Here is a 15,083-nt window from a genome sequence, read left to right on the forward strand (position 1 = left end):
CCACGCAAAGGAACATTCTGGACATCACCCACCCACCCGAGAACCCTGTGAACACGACCGACCCGGAAGCGGTCGATGCGGACGGCAGCCCCGGCGAGTCCGACACCGTCCGCCTCGTCCTGCCCGATTCCATCGACCTCGTCGAATTCTTCGGCCCCGGGGAGACGAACCTGCGCGCACTGGAGCGGACCTTCGACGACCTCGACATCCACGTGCGGGCCAACCAGGTCCAGGCCGCGGGCGAGCCCCGACGTGTCGAGGCGTTCGTCAGCGTGATCGGCGAGCTCAAGAAGCTCCATGCCGCCGGTCACCGGATCAATGAGGAAACGATCGAGCGGGTCACGAAGTTCTCCTCCGAAGGGGCGGCGGCCTCGACGGTGCTGGGCACGAACATCCTGTCCACCCGGGGAAAGTCGATCCGCCCGAAGACGATGGGCCAGCACGACTACGTCAAGGCCATCCGCAACCACACGATCACCTTCGGCATCGGCCCCGCCGGAACCGGCAAGACCTACCTGGCCATGGCGATGGCCATCAACGCCCTCCAGCACAAAGAGGTCTCGCGGATCATCCTCACCCGTCCCGCGGTCGAAGCCGGTGAGTCGCTGGGCTACCTGCCGGGCACCCTCAACGAGAAGATCGACCCCTATGTGCGGCCCCTCTACGATGCGCTGCACGATATGGTCGACCCGGAATCGATCCCGCTGCTCATCGAGACCGGCACGATCGAGGTCGCGCCCTTGGCCTACATGCGCGGACGCACGCTCAACGACGCCTTCATCATCCTCGACGAGGCGCAGAACACGACGGCCGAGCAGATGAAGATGTTCCTCACCCGGCTCGGCTTCGGATCCCGCATGGTCGTGACCGGCGACGTCTCCCAGATCGATCTGCCGGGCAAGACCCGCAGCGGGCTCAAGGTCGTCCGTGACATCCTCGCCGGAATCGACGACCTGCAGTTCTGCGAGCTCGGCAGCAAGGACGTCGTCCGGCATTCGCTGGTGACGAAGATCGTCGACGCCTACGACCTGTGGGGGAACGCCGAATGAACACCGAGATCCTCAATGAGACCGACGCCGAGGTGGACCTCGACGAGGTCGTCGCCCTGACCGAATACCTCGGCCAGGCGCTCCACATGCATCCGGGTGCTGAGCTGGCCGTGACCATGGTCGACTCCGCCGCCATGTCCGAACTCCACGTCACATGGATGGACCTCGAGGGCCCGACCGACGTCATGTCCTTCCCCATGGACCAACTCCACCGCGGCGAGCCGGACAGCCCGACCGAAGGCCAGATGGGCGACATCATCATCTGCCCCGAAGTGGCCGCCGCCCAGGCCGAGGCAGCCGGACATTCGACGATGGACGAGATCCTGCTGCTGACGGTGCACGGCTTCCTCCACCTGCTCGGATACGACCACAGCGAGCCGGCTGAGAGGGAGGAGATGTTCGCGCTCCAGCGGCATCTTCTGCTCACCTTCTTCGCCGCTCGCTACGACGGCCGCACCGACATCCCCACTCCCACCGAGGTCTGAGCGTGTTCGCCTTCTTCCTCGGCGCGGCCCTCTGCCTGGTCGTCGCCGCCACCCTCTCTGCCGTGGACGCGGCGCTGATGAACGTGTCCCATCACGCGGTCGAGGAAGCGAAGGACGAAGGCAGCCGCGCGGCCGTGCGAGTGGAGAGGATCCTCGCGGACCTGCCGACGAACATCAACGTCATCATCTTCGTCCGCAACTTCCTCGAGGCGCTGGCCACGGTCTTCATCGCCCTGGCCTATGACTCGTACTATTCGGTGGGACCGCTCATGGTCTTCCTCACGGTGCTGACCGCCTCGGTGGCGGTCTTCATCATCGCCGGCGTCTCACCGCGCACGATCGGCAAACGCCGCTCACTGGCCGTGTGCCTCAACCTCAGCTGGATCGTGCGCATCGTCCTCGTCGTGCTCAAACCGCTGACCCGCATCCTCGTCGTGCTCGGCAACCTGCTGACCCCGGACAAGGTGTACAAGGACGGCCCCTTCGTGACCTCCGAGCAGCTGCGCGACCTCGTGGAGAGAGCGAGCGAATCGGACGTCATCGAAGACGGCGAACGCGAGATGATCCAGTCGGTCTTCAACCTCTCGGACACAGCTGCCAACGAGGTCATGGTCCCGCGCACCGACCTCATCACGGTCGACGCCGAGGTGCCGCTGCAGAAGGCGATCACCCTGTTCTTCCGCTCCGGCTTCTCCCGCATCCCCGTCTGCGGCGAGGACCTCGACGACGTGCGCGGAGTCGCCTACCTCAAGGACGTGGCCAGACGTCTCCATCTCCACCCCGAGGACGCCGACCGGCCCATCGGCTCCCTGGCCCGCAGCGTGCTGTTCGTGCCCGAGACGAAGCCGGCCGACGATCTGCTGCGGCAGATGCAGCTGGACTCCACGCACCTGGCGATCCTCATCGACGAATACGGCGGCACGGCCGGACTCGTGACCATCGAGGACATCGTCGAGGAGATCGTCGGCGAGATCGAAGACGAATACGACAGCGGCGGGGACGAGCTCGTGGCCGCCGAGGACGGCTCGTTCATCATCAGCACACGCATGTCGATCTCGGACTTCGCCGAATACTTCGACGTCAGGATCGACGAGGACGACGTCAACAGCGTCGGCGGCCTGCTCTCGAAGCTCATCGACCGAGTGCCCATCGACGGTTCGCATGCGAACATCGAGGGGCTGCACATCGAAGCGATGGAAGGTCAGGGCCGACGCCACCGCATCACCCACGTCAGGGTCACACGCACAGGACAGGACGCCGCCGAGGCGGCGCAGACCGGAACCGGACGGACGGGGACCAAGGACCGTCCGGGGACGAAGGAAGAGGACTGAGATGGAATTTCGCACGGACTATCCCGACGACTACCGAGCCGGATTCGCCTGCTTCGTGGGACGGCCGAACACCGGCAAGTCGACGCTGACGAATGCGCTGGTGGGGGAGAAGGTCGCGATCACCTCGGCGAAGCCGCAGACGACCCGCCACACGATCCGCGGCATCGTCCACCGTGAGGACCATCAGCTCATCCTCATCGATACGCCGGGGCTGCACAAGCCGCGGACTCTGCTGGGATCGCGGCTCAACGACCTCGTGGCCTCGACGCTCAACGAGGTCGACGTGATCGGCTTCTGCCTGCCTGCCGATGAGCCCATCGGTCCGGGCGACCGGTACATCGCCTCACAGCTCGCACTCCTCGACGGTCGGACCCCGATCGTGGCGCTGGTGACGAAGGTCGACCTCGTGCCCAAGGACAAGGTCGCCGAGGCGCTTCTGGCCGTCGGTGAGCTCGCGGACTTCGCCGACGTGGTCCCCGTCTCCGCGGCCGAAGGATTCCAGGTCGACACCGTCGACTCCGTGCTGGCCGGTCATCTGCCCGTCTCGCCCCCGCTCTATCCCGACGGTGACCTCACCGACGAGCCGGAGGAGACGATGATCGCCGAGCTCGTCCGCGAGGCCGCGCTCGAAGGGGTGCGCGATGAGCTGCCGCACTCCTTGGCTGTGCAGGTCGAGGAGATGTATCCGCGGGAGGGGCGCAGCGAGGACAACCCGCTGTGGAACGTCCACGTCAACCTCTTCGTCGAACGTCCCAGCCAGAAGGCCATCATCATCGGCAAAGGCGGCGGCCGACTGAAGGCGATCGGCTCGGAGTCCCGACGCGGGATCGAGAATCTGCTCGGCACCAAGGTCTACCTCGACCTCCATGTCAAGGTCGCCAAGGACTGGCAGAGGGATCCAAAGGCGCTCGGACGCCTCGGCTTCGATTTCAGCTGACGGCGCCTCTGCGCCCCGGAGGCTCGGTCGACCCGATCCGGAATCCGACGAGCCGGTTGCCGCGGAAAAGCAGTGCTGTGACGGTGGGCACCCTCGACTGCCCGGGTTGAACCGGGTCCTCGGGCCTGCCTTAGACTAGGCCGAGTGAATGCCGAGCAGACTCTGGTCGCACTGAGCGACCGATCCCCACAGGTTGCCCCCGAAGAGCTCATCGCGGGACTCGTGCCCCCGCCGCAGTTCCAGGACGTGTCCTTCGACAGCTATCGCACCGACCCGGCTGAGCCGTCCCAGGAGGAGGCGCGCACCAAGCTGCGCCAGTTCACCGAGCAGTCGAACTCGCCGGGGCTGCTGAGTCGTCTGTTCTCGAAGCGCGGCTCCGGTGCCAAGGGAGTCTACCTCGACGGAGGATACGGCGTGGGCAAGACCCATCTGCTCGCCTCCGCCTGGCACGCCAATGCCAAACCCGCCACGTTCGGCACCTTCGTCGAGTACACGAATCTCGTCGGAGCCCTCGGCTTCGCCCGGGCCAGAGACGATCTGTCGCAGATGAAGCTCGTCTGCGTCGACGAGTTCGAACTCGACGACCCGGGCGACACGGTGCTCATGTCCCGCCTCATGCGGGAGCTCACCGACGCCGGGGTGAAGATCATCGCCACGTCGAACACCCTTCCCGGTTCGCTGGGGGAGGGGCGGTTCGCCGCGCAGGACTTCCTGCGGGAGATCCAGGCCCTGGCCGATCAGTTCGAGGTCTACCGGATCGACGGGCAGGACTATCGTCACCGGGCCCTGAGCTCCCCGGCCAAGCCGCTGGACGAAGCTGAGCTGAACGCGGCCGCGGACGAACTCGACGGAGTCGTCGCCCGCGATGACTTCGCCACACTGCTCTCCCACCTGTCCACCGTCCACCCCTCCCGCTACGGGCGGATGGTCGACGGCATCGACGCAGCTGTGTGGGAGAACGTGACGACGATCGAGAACGAGAGTGTGGCGCTGCGATTCGTCGCGCTCGTCGACCGGCTCTACGATCGCAACGTCCACATCATCAACTCCGGCGCCGCACTGGACAAGATCTTCACCGAGGACTCGCTGTCCGGCGGCTACCGGAAGAAGTACATGCGCTGCCTGTCCCGGCTCACGGCGCTCTCGTCCTGAGGGCCGGCCTCCTGCCGGCAGCGCTCACCGCAGTGTGAGCAGCTCGAATATGGCCAGATCCGGCACCCAATCGGGCAGGCCGATGAGTTTGAGCGCACACCAGACGATGAGCGCCACGAATGCCGCGGTCACAGCTGCGATCGTCCACCGCACCCACAGGCGCTGAGCCATGACCCACTGCGTCCATCTCTCGACATTCACACGCACGAAGTGCAGCAGCCGCTGCGCCCACTGGAACTCGCTGGAGATGACGAACAGGCCGATGATGACGATGAGCCATCCCGGCCCGGGCAGGGGGACCAGCGAGAGTCCGATGAGCACGATGAGCGTGCCGAGACCCCCGACGACGCTGCGATAGATGCGAGCGGTATGAGCGTTCGCCAGCACCGTCCGACGCCAGCGGAGGAATCCCAGTCGCAGTTTGCGCCACGGTCTGGGAGCTTGTCGATGATGGCGTGGCAGCCAGCCCTTGGGCCGGTCGCGCGGGTGATCGGCATTCACCCAACCACTATAGAATGCGGACCCTGAAAGCTTGATCTAAGGGTGTGAGCACGATCACCCGATTCCGATTTTGCGTATGCCGCCACCTGCGTATAGAGTTATATCTCGTTGCGAGGGAAACCGAGCAGACGAAATGCGGATGTGGCTCAGTTGGTAGAGCATCACCTTGCCAAGGTGAGGGTCGCGGGTTCGAGTCCCGTCATCCGCTCGGAGGCGTCATGGCACTGCCTTGGCGGTGGCGTGGCCGAGAGGCGAGGCAGCGGCCTGCAAAGCCGTATACACGGGTTCGAATCCCGTCGCCACCTCGGATGGCCAGCAGGAATGCTGGTCAACCAGCGCGATTGGCGCAGCGGTAGCGCGCTTCCTTCACACGGAAGAGGTCACTGGTTCGATCCCAGTATCGCGCACAGGGACCATGCGGTTCCGGTGCAACAACAGAATAGAGCGCGATTGGCGCAGCGGTAGCGCGCTTCCCTGACACGGAAGAGGTCACTGGTTCGATCCCAGTATCGCGCACAGAAGAAGCCCCGGGCACACAGCCCGGGGCTTCGTGCATTCGCGAAGCGGCCACAGGCCGATGTGTGGCCGTCATGTTGCAGGTCTGACACCTGAGAGGCATGAGGCGAGAGGCCCGTTTGCTAGTACGCTAGATGTCGTACACAACGACGAAGACTTCGGAGCACCTATGTCTACTCCCCAGAACCCGTACGGATCGGGCGACGGTACGCCCGGCCAGAATGCCGACGGCCAGGGCCCCAACAGCCAGAGCCCGAACAGCCAGCCGCCGAACGCCCCCGGCTATGGCAATGATCAGAACTCGGGCCAGGCTCCTCCTCAGTACGGTTCGCAGCCATCCCAGCCGAACTACGGTCAGGACGGAAACGAGGGTGCGCAGGGATACGGACAGCAGCCCCCGCAGTACGGTTCGCAGCCGCAGTACGGAGCGTCGAACGACCAGAGCCAGCCCTATGGTTCGCAGCCCGGGCGTGCGCAGGACCCGTACGCTCAGAACCCGTACGGCCAGGATCAGTACGGTCAGGATCCGTACGCCCAGAACTCATACGGCCAGAATCAGTACGGGCAGAACCCGTACGATGCCCACGCGCAGGGCTATGACGCGAACCAGTACGGACAGCAGCCGGCATATGCCGGAGAGGGCGGGTCCTCCGACCAGTTCATCCCGGCCAACCCCAACGCCGCCTATGGTCAGTACCCCTCGGGGACGGGGGGCAGCACCTCGAAGAACATCTGGGGCATTCTCGCCCTCATCGGCGGCATCGTCGGCGTCCTCGGGGCGTTTGTGTTCGGTGGCGGTGCTCTGTTCGGCATCGCTGCGATCATCTTCGGCTTCGTCGGACTCTCAGCGGTCAAGAAGGGACTGGCGAACAACAAGGGCCTCAACATCTGGGGCATCGTCCTCGGTGGTCTGTCGATCCTGATCTCGATCGTCGTGATCATCGCCACTGTGATGTTCGGCGCGTTCATCTTCAAGGCGGCCGACGAGGCCGCCAGCTCTTCCGCTTCTCCCGACGCCAGCCAGGGCGCGGGCCAGGATCCGAGCCAGGGTGCCGGCGGCTCGGACGGCGGTCAGGCCGCACCCGCACAGGGCAGCGAGACCCGGATCGGCGATGACGTCACTGCGACCGTGCAGGTCCGCTCCGGCACCGCAAGCGAATACGCCTCGGGCACTGATGCGTCCAATGGTCAGATCGCCATCGTCACGATGACCGTCAAGAACAGCTCGAGTTCCGATATCGAGATGACTCTGGCGAACATGAAGGCCACCGACGGCAGCGGCAAGGAGTACGACGACGTCTTCGACGGTTCGAAGTTCAAGGGCTCGCTCGCCTTCACCGACCCGGTGCCCGCCGGTGGCGAGACGACTTACGAACTCGCATTCGGCGTTCCCGCAGCCGAACTCGATGCCATGCACATCAAGCTGTCGCTGCCCGAGGACCTCGGAGCCGGCAAGGACTTCGAGTTCTATAAGCAGTGATGCTCTGAACCGGCTCGCCGAGGTGTTTCGCCGCGACCTCGACGCGCCTGGGTGCGAAGCGACAGGCTCAGTATGGGTGGCAGTCTCACGACTGCCGCCCAACTGATTTCGTGCCAGCGGATTGGTACTAGAATCTTGAGGACGAGAAGTCCTCACATCAGACGAACGGAGAAGATCAGTGGCAGCAGACAGCATTGACTGTGCGGGTGAGAGCATTCCTTGGAAAGAGGGGCTGACCGGAACGGAGATCTTCTCCTCCGACCGCACGGTCATTGCGATGTGGCTGGGCGGCGAACCCGCCGACCTCAGCCGCGAACTGCAGGCCGGGGACGTGATCGCACCGATCACCATCGACTCCGAGGCCGGACTCGACATCCTCCGCCACTCGACCGGACACGTGACCGCACAGGCCGTCCAGGAGCTCTTCCCCGGCACCAAACTCGGCATCGGGCCCTACATCACCGACGGCTACTACTTCGACTTCGACGTCGCCGAGCCCTTCACCCCCGAGGACCTCAAGGCGATCCAGAAGAAAGCCGCCCAGATCGTCAAGTCCGGACAGACCTTCAACCGCGTCGTCGTCACCGAGGCCGAGGCCCGTGAGCGGATGGCGAACGAGCCGTACAAGCTCGAACTCATCGGCGACAAGGGGCAGGGCTCCGACGACTCCGCCTCCGTCGAGGTCGGTTCCGGTGAGCTCACCGTCTACGAGAACGTCGATCGCAAGGGTGAGGTCGTGTGGCAGGACCTCTGCCGCGGGCCTCACCTGCCGAACACCAAACTCATCGGCAACGGCTTCGCCATCACCCGGTCCTCGGCGGCCTACTGGCGCGGCGATCAGGCCAATGCGAGCCTCCAGCGCGTCTACGGCACCGCCTGGGCGACGAAAGAGGACCTCAAGGCCTATCAGGACCGCATCGCCGAGGCCGAGCGTCGCGACCACCGCAAGCTCGGCGCCGAGCTCGACCTGTTCTCCTTCCCCGAGGAGCTCGGCTCCGGATTGCCCGTCTTCCACCCCAAGGGCGGTGTGATCAAGCGCGAGATGGAGGACTACGTCCGGGCCCGTCACATCGAAGAGGGCTTCGAGTACGTCGGCACCCCGCACATCTCCAAGGAGACCCTCTACTTCACCTCCGGCCATCTGCCGTACTACGGGGAGAACATGTTCCCCGCGATGTCCGTCGACGAGGTCCGCGACGAAACCGGCGCCGTCGTCAAAGAGGGCACCCCGTACCGCCTCAAGGCGATGAACTGCCCGATGCACAACCTCATCTATCGCTCCCGCGGCCGGTCCTACCGCGACCTGCCGCTGCGACTGTTCGAGTTCGGCACCGTCTACCGCGACGAAGCCTCGGGCGTCATCCACGGGCTCACCCGCGTCCGAGCCCTGACTCAAGACGACTCGCACTCCTATGTCGCCCAGGAGGACGCCGGAGCGGAGATCCGTCACCTGCTGAACTTCGTGCTCAGCCTGCTGCGTGACTTCGGTCTCGACGACTTCTACCTGGAGCTGTCCACCCGCGACGAGGAGGGGAAGAAGGCCGACAAGTTCATCGGCTCCGACGAGCAGTGGGAAGAGGCGACGAAGGTCCTCGAGGAGGTCGCGGAGGAGACCGGCCTCGAACTCGTCCCCGATCCCGGCGGCGCCGCCTTCTACGGACCGAAGATCTCCGTCCAGGCCCGCGACGCCATCGGCCGCACCTGGCAGATGTCGACGGTCCAACTCGACTTCAACCAGCCCGAGCGCTTCGACCTCGAATACGTCGCCGCCGACGGAACACGTCAGCAGCCGGTGATGATCCACTCCGCGAAGTTCGGCTCCATCGAGCGGTTCCTCGGTGTGCTCACCGAGCACTACGCGGGGGCGTTCCCTGCCTGGCTGGCCCCTGTCCAGGTCACCTGCATCCCCGTGGCCGAGGAGTTCAACGACTACCTCGCCGAGGTGGCCGCCCAGCTGCGTGCGGCCGGTGTCCGCGTCGAGATCGACGACAGCGACGACCGATTCGGCAAGAAGATCCGCAACGCCTCGAAGTCGAAGGTTCCCTTCACCCTCATCGCCGGCGGAGAGGACCGCGATGCCGGCGCCGTGTCCTTCCGCTTCCGCAGCGGTGAACAGGACAACGGAGTGCCCGTCGCCGAGGCGGTCCGCCGGATCCTCGACGCGATCGAGACCAAGGCCCAAGTATGACCGCAGGCGGCGAGGACACGACCGCACAGGACCACCCGGGCGGCGGCAGCCTCGGCGAGGGGATCCCCTATCCCGAATCCGCCGCGGGTTTCCCCGGCGAACCCGACGGCTTCCAACGTCTGTGGACGCCGCATCGGATGGTCTACATCGACGGCCAGGACAAGCCGAAGGACGCTGGTGTCGCCGAATGCCCGTTCTGTGCAGCTCCGACGAAGACCGACGAGGACGGACTCATCGTCGCCCGCGGCGAGACGGTGTACGCGGTGCTCAATCTCTATCCGTACAACCCGGGGCACCTGCTCATCTGCCCCTACCGTCATGTCGCCGATTACACTGAACTGACCGACGCGGAGACCGTCGAACTCGCACACTTCTCCCAGAAGGCGATGCGGGTGATCCGCGCAGTCTCCGGCCCGCACGGATTCAACCTGGGGATGAACCAGGGACCGGTCGCCGGGGCCGGCATCGCCGCCCACCTGCACCAGCACATCGTGCCCAGATGGGGCGGGGACGCGAACTTCCTGCCCGTGATCGCCCAGACCAAGGCCCTGCCGCAAGTGCACGCCGACGTGCAGGCACGCCTGTCGAAAGAATGGAACCGATGAATCCCGAAGACCTCGACACCCTCGCCGAGTACTCCTCTCCGACGCTGCGCGGGGACGAAGCCGTCATCACGATCCGGCGGCCCGACCTCGAGTCCAACAGCTATCTGTCCCAGCTGTTCGCGTTCGGAGGGGACAGCCCGCGTCGTCTCACCCACGCCTGGCACGACTCGAACCCACAGGTCCATGCGAACTGGTCGGGTCTTCTCAGCGCCGAGAAGACGACCCCCGCGCAGCTCTTCGTCGGCTCCACCCTGGAGACGGCGCACCAGATCACGGACAATCACCTCGGTGTGTCCGAGTACGCCATCGACGACCTCGGCTCCCGCGCCCTCTACGTCGCCCGTGTGGCGGAATCCGGACGCTACGGACTCGATGAGGACGTCCCCGCCGCCGAGGAGGCCCCACGACGGATCACCTCGTCGGCCTATCTCAGCAACGGCCTCGGCTACACGGAGGACCGTCGGGCGAAGGCATTCCTCGTCGACCTCGCCGAACCCGGGCTCGGCAAGGTCGGGCTTCGGGGCGCCTCGGAGGTGCCGCTGGCGACCCTGCTGAGCACCCCGGACTCCGATGTCCACGACCCGCAGTTCTCTCCTGCCGGCGACCGGATCTCGGTCGTCGCGGCACTCCGCCCCGATCGGGGGCACCCCGATCTGCGGTCGACCGTCTGGCTGCTCGGAGAAGAGGAGCCGAAGCCTCTGGAGCTGCCCTCGATGTCGGTGAGCCTGCACCTGTGGATCGACGAGGACACGGTGCTGCTGCTCGGCAATGCGCTGACTCGGGACGAACTCGACTTCGTAGGACAGATGCCCGGTCTCTTCGTCCACGACCGTCGCACCGGATCGACGCGGCGGCTGACCGACCCGGAGACGGTCGCCCTCGCACCGATCCGCCCGCAGCTGGTCGGCGGAGCGGTCATCGCCGTCGTCGACACCGACGGAGCCTCCCGGCTCGTCCGCATCGACCTGCAGTCCGAGGGCCTCGGCCTCGACGAGCTGGACTTCCTCAGCGATGACAGGACCGTCGTGGGCGGCTTCGACGTCAACGACACGACCCTCGTCTTCACCGGCTCCACGCCGACCTCCCCGGCCGTGCTCGCACGTCTCGACCTCGCGGCCGCCGCGGCGCCGACCATCCTCAAGCAGCATCCGGCGCCGGCGAACTCCGTGGTGCCCGAGGTGCTGCGGGTCGCCGGAGAAGGCGGGACCATCACCGGGTGGCTGGCGAAGCCGCGCGGAGAGGGGCCGTTCCCCATCATCCTCAACATCCACGGCGGACCCTTCGCCCAATACACCCACGGCTGGTTCGACGAGACCCAGGTGCTCACCTCGGCAGGCTTCGCCGTCGTGTACTCGAACCCCCGCGGCTCCGGCGGACGCACTCGCAGCTGGGGGACCGCAGTGCAGGGCGACATGGCGGATCCGGCCATGGCCGATGTGCTGGCCGTGCTCGAACACGCACTGCAGAGCAATCCCGATCTCGACGCCGACCGAATCGGCGTTCAGGGCGGGTCCTACGGCGGCTACCTCACGGCCATGACCATCGCCGCCGATCGCCGATTCCGCGGTGCCATCGTCGAACGCGGCTACCTCGACCCCGACAGCTTCGTGGGCACCTCCGACATCGGGCGCTTCTTCACCGAGGAATACACGAGCCGCAATCCGCAGTCGATCCTGCGCCAGTCGGCGCTGGCCCGCGCCGACCAAGTGGGGACACCGACGCTGGTCATGCATTCGGAGCTCGACCTCCGCTGCCCGCTGGAGCAGGCGCAGCAGTACTACGCGGCCCTGCAGCGGGCCGGTGTCGATACCGAGATGCTCATCTTCCCCGGCGAGAACCACGAGCTGTCCCGGGCAGGGCAGCCGCGCCATCGTCGGCAGCGATTCGAAGCCGTCCTCGACTGGTGGGACCGTCATCTCACCGGTGGCGAAGAAACCGGCTCGGCCGCGTCCGACTGAGCCGATGAACGATTTCCTCGCCGTCACGGCGATCAGCCGATCCCACTGTTCCCGAATGCTCAGGCCGAGAGCCGACTTGGTCAGGGCAGCGAGTAGCCGATATCGTTCTCTGGACCGCTGTCGCGCTCTTGCCGAAAACCCCCAGCGTCACTATTCTGCAAACACTTGCGTCCCCTCGCCGTCGACCACTGGAGAACCATGAAACCTCGTAAAGCCTCACGGGTCGTATTACTCAATGAGCGCGACGAGGTTCTCCTGATTCGAGCCCAGGACCTGCTGGCCCCGAGCCACCAGTGGTGGATGACCTGCGGCGGCGGTTCCGAACTCGGCGAATCGGCGGCGCAGACCGCAGCTCGGGAGCTCGCCGAGGAGACCGGAATCGAATGCGAACCGCACGAACTCATCGGCCCCTTGGCGACCCGGGACGAAGTCTTCGAATTCACCGAGAAGTCTCTGCGCCAGCTCGAGACGTACTTCGCGTTCCGCACGAGCGAGGACATCGAACTCGAGGACGCGGTCTGGACGGACATCGAGAAGCGCAGCCTGCTGGAATTCCGCTGGTGGACGCGCGAGCAGCTGATGGCCACGACCGAGACCATCTACCCGAAGAACCTGCTGAGCCTCATCGATCTGGCCACGGCGGGGTCCGTGCCCGAAGTGCCGCTGGTCATCGACTGAACCGGCGCGGCCGGGTCGCCTCGGCGGCTCAGCCCGGGCGGGCCGAGCGGAGAGCCGCGACGAGCGTATAGACTTGAGTGGCTGTAACTACAGGAAGGAACACCAGTGGCAGGTCATTCCAAATGGGCAACGACTAAACACAAGAAAGCTGCAATCGATGCCAAGCGCGGCAAGCTCTTCGCCAAGCTGATCAAGAACATCGAGGTTGCCGCACGCAACGGTGGACCTGACCCCGACGGCAACCCGACGCTCTTCGACGCGATCCAGAAGGCCAAGAAGAACTCCGTTCCGGCCGACAACATCAGCCGCGCGGTCAAGCGCGGCGGAGGCCTCGACGGCTCGGGCGTCAACTACGAGACGATCATGTACGAAGGCTACGCCGCCGGCGGTGTGGCCCTGCTCATCGAATGCCTCACCGACAACCGCAACCGTGCCGCCTCCGAGGTGCGCGTGGCCGTCACCCGCAACGGCGGTTCGATGGCCGATCCGGGTTCGGTGACCTACAACTTCAATCGCAAGGGCGTCATCATCGTCAGTGCTGAGGAGACCGACGAAGAGGCCATCCTGCTGGCGACCATGGACGCCGGAGCCGAGGAGGTCAAGGAATCGGGCGAGAAATTCGAGATCATCTGCGAAGCGACCGATCTCGTGGACGTCCGCACGGCTCTCGTCGACGCCGGAATCGACTACGACTCGGCCGATGCCTCGTTCGTGCCCGAGCTCGAGGTCGACCTCGACGCCGAGACCGCGCAGAAGGTCTTCAGCCTCATCGATGCGCTCGAGGACTGCGACGACGTCCAGAACGTGTACTCGAACGCCGACGTCAGCGATGAGGTCCTCGCCGAACTCGATGCCTGATGCGAATCCTCGGCGTTGACCCCGGACTGACCCGCTGCGGGCTCGGCATCATCGACACCCTGCCGGCGCGGAAGGTCGCAATGGTCGCCGTCGATGTGCTCCGGACGCCGTCGGCGGACTCCGTGGACCTCCGTCTCGGAGTCATCGCCGAGGCCTTCGACACCTGGCTGGACACCTACCGGCCCGACATGGTCGCCATCGAACGCGTCTTCGCCCGCAATGACGTCTCGACGATCATGGGCACGGCCCAGGCCTCCGGGCTGACGATGGGTCTGGCCGCTCGCCGCGGTCTGCCCGTGGCCATGCACACGCCTTCGGAGGTCAAAGCGGCGATCACCGGTTCGGGCCGTGCCGACAAGAAGCAGGTCACGACGATGGTGACGAGGATCCTCGGACTCGAGGCCCCTCCGAAGCCCGCCGACGCCGCCGATGCCCTGGCGATCGCCATCTGCCACTCGTGGAGAGGGGCGCTGAGCGCCCAGTCGACGCCGGGACAGAACAAGGACCTCACCGAGCGCAAGGCGGGCGGCCGGCAGGGGTCCGGTCTGACGAAGGCCCAGCAGCAGTGGGCAGCGGCCATGCGCCGGACGAAGTGACCTCCGGCGCGCGGGGGACGAGCCTGGTGGAACCGCCTCGGGAACGGTGCGGGAAGAGTCTCCGGCGTGCCGGGGCCGGCTGGCGACGGGTTCCTGCTAGCCTGGAATCGTACACGTGTTCCCACTCGAAAGGCAGTTCGTGATCAGTTTCCTCAGCGGCACGGTGCATCGGATCGCAGCTGACCACCTCGTCGTCCTCACCTACGGGATCGGCCGCAAGGTCCATGTCACTCCAGATACTCTCGTGGGCGCCCGTCACGGAGCGGAGATCGAACTGGTCACCAGCCTCGTCGTGCGCGAGGACTCGCTGACCCTCTACGGATTCGGCACCGAGGACGAGAACAACACCTTCGAAGTGCTCCTGACGATCTCCGGCATCGGCCCCAGGCTGGCCATGGCGATCCTGTCAGTGATGGGACCTGACGAGCTCGCCGCCGCGATCACGAATCAGGACGCCAACGCACTGACCCGCGTCCCGGGGATCGGGAAGAAAGGGGCCTCGCGGATCATCCTCGAACTCGAGAACAAGCTTCCGAAGCCCGCCGCCTCCACGCCCGGGCCGAGCCTGTCCTTCGGCGGCGGCAACCAGCAGGTCGTCGATGCGCTCGTGGGACTCGGCTGGAAGGAGCCGCAGGCCGAAGAGGTCGTGGCCGACGTCGCCAAGGAGGCCGGCGCTGACGCCGGAACCTCCGTTCTGCTCAAGGCCGCTCTCAAGGTTCTGGGTGCACGGAAATGACCGGCGTCTTCGA

Annotated in this window: 14 protein-coding genes and 4 tRNA genes; 17 read left to right on the plus strand and 1 reads right to left on the minus strand. The window is 65.8% G+C overall.

The window, feature by feature from the left end; genetic code table 11:
* Positions 1-47: 47 nt before the first annotated feature.
* From IIE29_RS08310 to zapE, 5 genes are all read left to right on the plus strand, one after another.
* Positions 48-1,049: a PhoH family protein gene (locus tag IIE29_RS08310; RefSeq protein WP_425491445.1), complete on the plus strand. Its 1,002-nt coding sequence runs from the start codon at positions 48-50 to the stop codon at positions 1,047-1,049.
* Positions 1,046-1,534 carry an rRNA maturation RNase YbeY gene (gene ybeY / locus IIE29_RS08315; RefSeq protein ID WP_209324775.1) on the plus strand — a complete coding sequence of 163 codons (489 nt, stop codon included), beginning with the start codon at positions 1,046-1,048 and terminating at the stop codon, positions 1,532-1,534. Before IIE29_RS08310 ends, ybeY begins: the two co-directional genes overlap by 4 nt.
* A 2-nt stretch (positions 1,535-1,536) precedes the next feature.
* Positions 1,537-2,865, plus strand: a complete 1,329-nt coding sequence (locus tag IIE29_RS08320; RefSeq protein ID WP_209324776.1) for a hemolysin family protein — start codon at positions 1,537-1,539, stop codon at positions 2,863-2,865.
* Between the two features lies 1 nt (position 2,866).
* Complete coding sequence (era, locus tag IIE29_RS08325) at positions 2,867-3,802, plus strand: GTPase Era (protein ID WP_209324777.1); 936 nt, start codon at positions 2,867-2,869, stop codon at positions 3,800-3,802.
* A 144-nt stretch (positions 3,803-3,946) separates the two neighbouring features.
* On the plus strand, positions 3,947-4,954 hold the full coding sequence (gene zapE, locus IIE29_RS08330; RefSeq protein WP_209324778.1) for a cell division protein ZapE: 1,008 nt from the start codon (positions 3,947-3,949) through the stop codon (positions 4,952-4,954).
* A gap of 24 nt (positions 4,955-4,978) precedes the next feature.
* Here zapE and IIE29_RS08335 read toward each other — a convergent pair whose 3' ends face one another.
* On the minus strand, positions 4,979-5,455 hold the full coding sequence (locus IIE29_RS08335; protein ID WP_343071847.1) for a TIGR02611 family protein: 477 nt from the start codon (positions 5,453-5,455) through the stop codon (positions 4,979-4,981).
* A gap of 135 nt (positions 5,456-5,590) precedes the next feature.
* Here IIE29_RS08335 and IIE29_RS08340 point away from each other — a divergent pair.
* The 12 genes from IIE29_RS08340 (at position 5,591) to ruvA (ending at position 15,070) form a co-directional block, all read left to right on the plus strand.
* A tRNA-Gly gene (locus tag IIE29_RS08340) sits at positions 5,591-5,663 on the plus strand.
* Positions 5,664-5,689: 26 nt separating this feature from the next.
* Positions 5,690-5,760 (plus strand) — tRNA-Cys (locus IIE29_RS08345).
* A 30-nt stretch (positions 5,761-5,790) separates the two neighbouring features.
* Positions 5,791-5,862 (plus strand) — tRNA-Val (locus IIE29_RS08350).
* A 37-nt stretch (positions 5,863-5,899) separates the two neighbouring features.
* Positions 5,900-5,971, plus strand: a tRNA-Val gene (locus IIE29_RS08355).
* A 169-nt stretch (positions 5,972-6,140) separates the two neighbouring features.
* Positions 6,141-7,451 carry a DUF4190 domain-containing protein gene (locus IIE29_RS08360; RefSeq protein ID WP_246475828.1) on the plus strand — a complete coding sequence of 437 codons (1,311 nt, stop codon included), beginning with the start codon at positions 6,141-6,143 and terminating at the stop codon, positions 7,449-7,451.
* A gap of 178 nt (positions 7,452-7,629) precedes the next feature.
* Positions 7,630-9,639 (plus strand): threonine--tRNA ligase, encoded by a 2,010-nt coding sequence (thrS, locus tag IIE29_RS08365; protein WP_209324780.1) that lies wholly within the window; start codon positions 7,630-7,632, stop codon positions 9,637-9,639.
* Entirely contained in the window at positions 9,636-10,244 is a 609-nt protein-coding gene (locus IIE29_RS08370) for an HIT family protein (protein ID WP_209324781.1), read from the plus strand. The genes thrS and IIE29_RS08370 overlap by 4 nt, the downstream gene beginning before the upstream one ends.
* Positions 10,241-12,202, plus strand: coding sequence for an alpha/beta hydrolase family protein (locus IIE29_RS08375; RefSeq protein ID WP_209324782.1), 1,962 nt, complete (start codon positions 10,241-10,243; stop codon positions 12,200-12,202). The genes IIE29_RS08370 and IIE29_RS08375 overlap by 4 nt, the downstream gene beginning before the upstream one ends.
* A gap of 198 nt (positions 12,203-12,400) precedes the next feature.
* Positions 12,401-12,880 (plus strand): NUDIX hydrolase, encoded by a 480-nt coding sequence (locus IIE29_RS08380; protein WP_209324783.1) that lies wholly within the window; start codon positions 12,401-12,403, stop codon positions 12,878-12,880.
* Between the two features lie 105 nt (positions 12,881-12,985).
* Positions 12,986-13,738, plus strand: coding sequence for a YebC/PmpR family DNA-binding transcriptional regulator (locus tag IIE29_RS08385; RefSeq protein WP_209324784.1), 753 nt, complete (start codon positions 12,986-12,988; stop codon positions 13,736-13,738).
* Positions 13,738-14,334 (plus strand): crossover junction endodeoxyribonuclease RuvC, encoded by a 597-nt coding sequence (gene ruvC / locus IIE29_RS08390; protein WP_209324785.1) that lies wholly within the window; start codon positions 13,738-13,740, stop codon positions 14,332-14,334. Before IIE29_RS08385 ends, ruvC begins: the two co-directional genes overlap by 1 nt.
* A gap of 139 nt (positions 14,335-14,473) precedes the next feature.
* Positions 14,474-15,070: a Holliday junction branch migration protein RuvA gene (gene ruvA / locus IIE29_RS08395; RefSeq protein WP_209324786.1), complete on the plus strand. Its 597-nt coding sequence runs from the start codon at positions 14,474-14,476 to the stop codon at positions 15,068-15,070.
* The last annotated feature ends 13 nt before the right edge of the window (positions 15,071-15,083 follow it).

The sequence above is a fragment of the Brevibacterium renqingii genome (genome assembly GCF_017808095.1).
Lineage (GTDB): Bacteria > Actinomycetota > Actinomycetes > Actinomycetales > Brevibacteriaceae > Brevibacterium > Brevibacterium renqingii.

Bases quoted from the DNA above. Each gene is read 5' to 3' on its own strand.
- ybeY (WP_209324775.1), top strand. From the start codon at position 1,046: ATGAACACCGAGATCCTCAATGAGACCGACGCCGAGGTGGACCTCGAC.
- era (WP_209324777.1), top strand. From the start codon at position 2,867: ATGGAATTTCGCACGGACTATCCCGACGACTACCGAGCCGGATTCGCC.
- IIE29_RS08360 (WP_246475828.1), top strand. From the start codon at position 6,141: ATGTCTACTCCCCAGAACCCGTACGGATCGGGCGACGGTACGCCCGGC.
- IIE29_RS08370 (WP_209324781.1), top strand. From the start codon at position 9,636: ATGACCGCAGGCGGCGAGGACACGACCGCACAGGACCACCCGGGCGGC.
- IIE29_RS08375 (WP_209324782.1), top strand. From the start codon at position 10,241: ATGAATCCCGAAGACCTCGACACCCTCGCCGAGTACTCCTCTCCGACG.
- IIE29_RS08380 (WP_209324783.1), top strand. From the start codon at position 12,401: ATGAAACCTCGTAAAGCCTCACGGGTCGTATTACTCAATGAGCGCGAC.
- ruvC (WP_209324785.1), top strand. From the start codon at position 13,738: ATGCGAATCCTCGGCGTTGACCCCGGACTGACCCGCTGCGGGCTCGGC.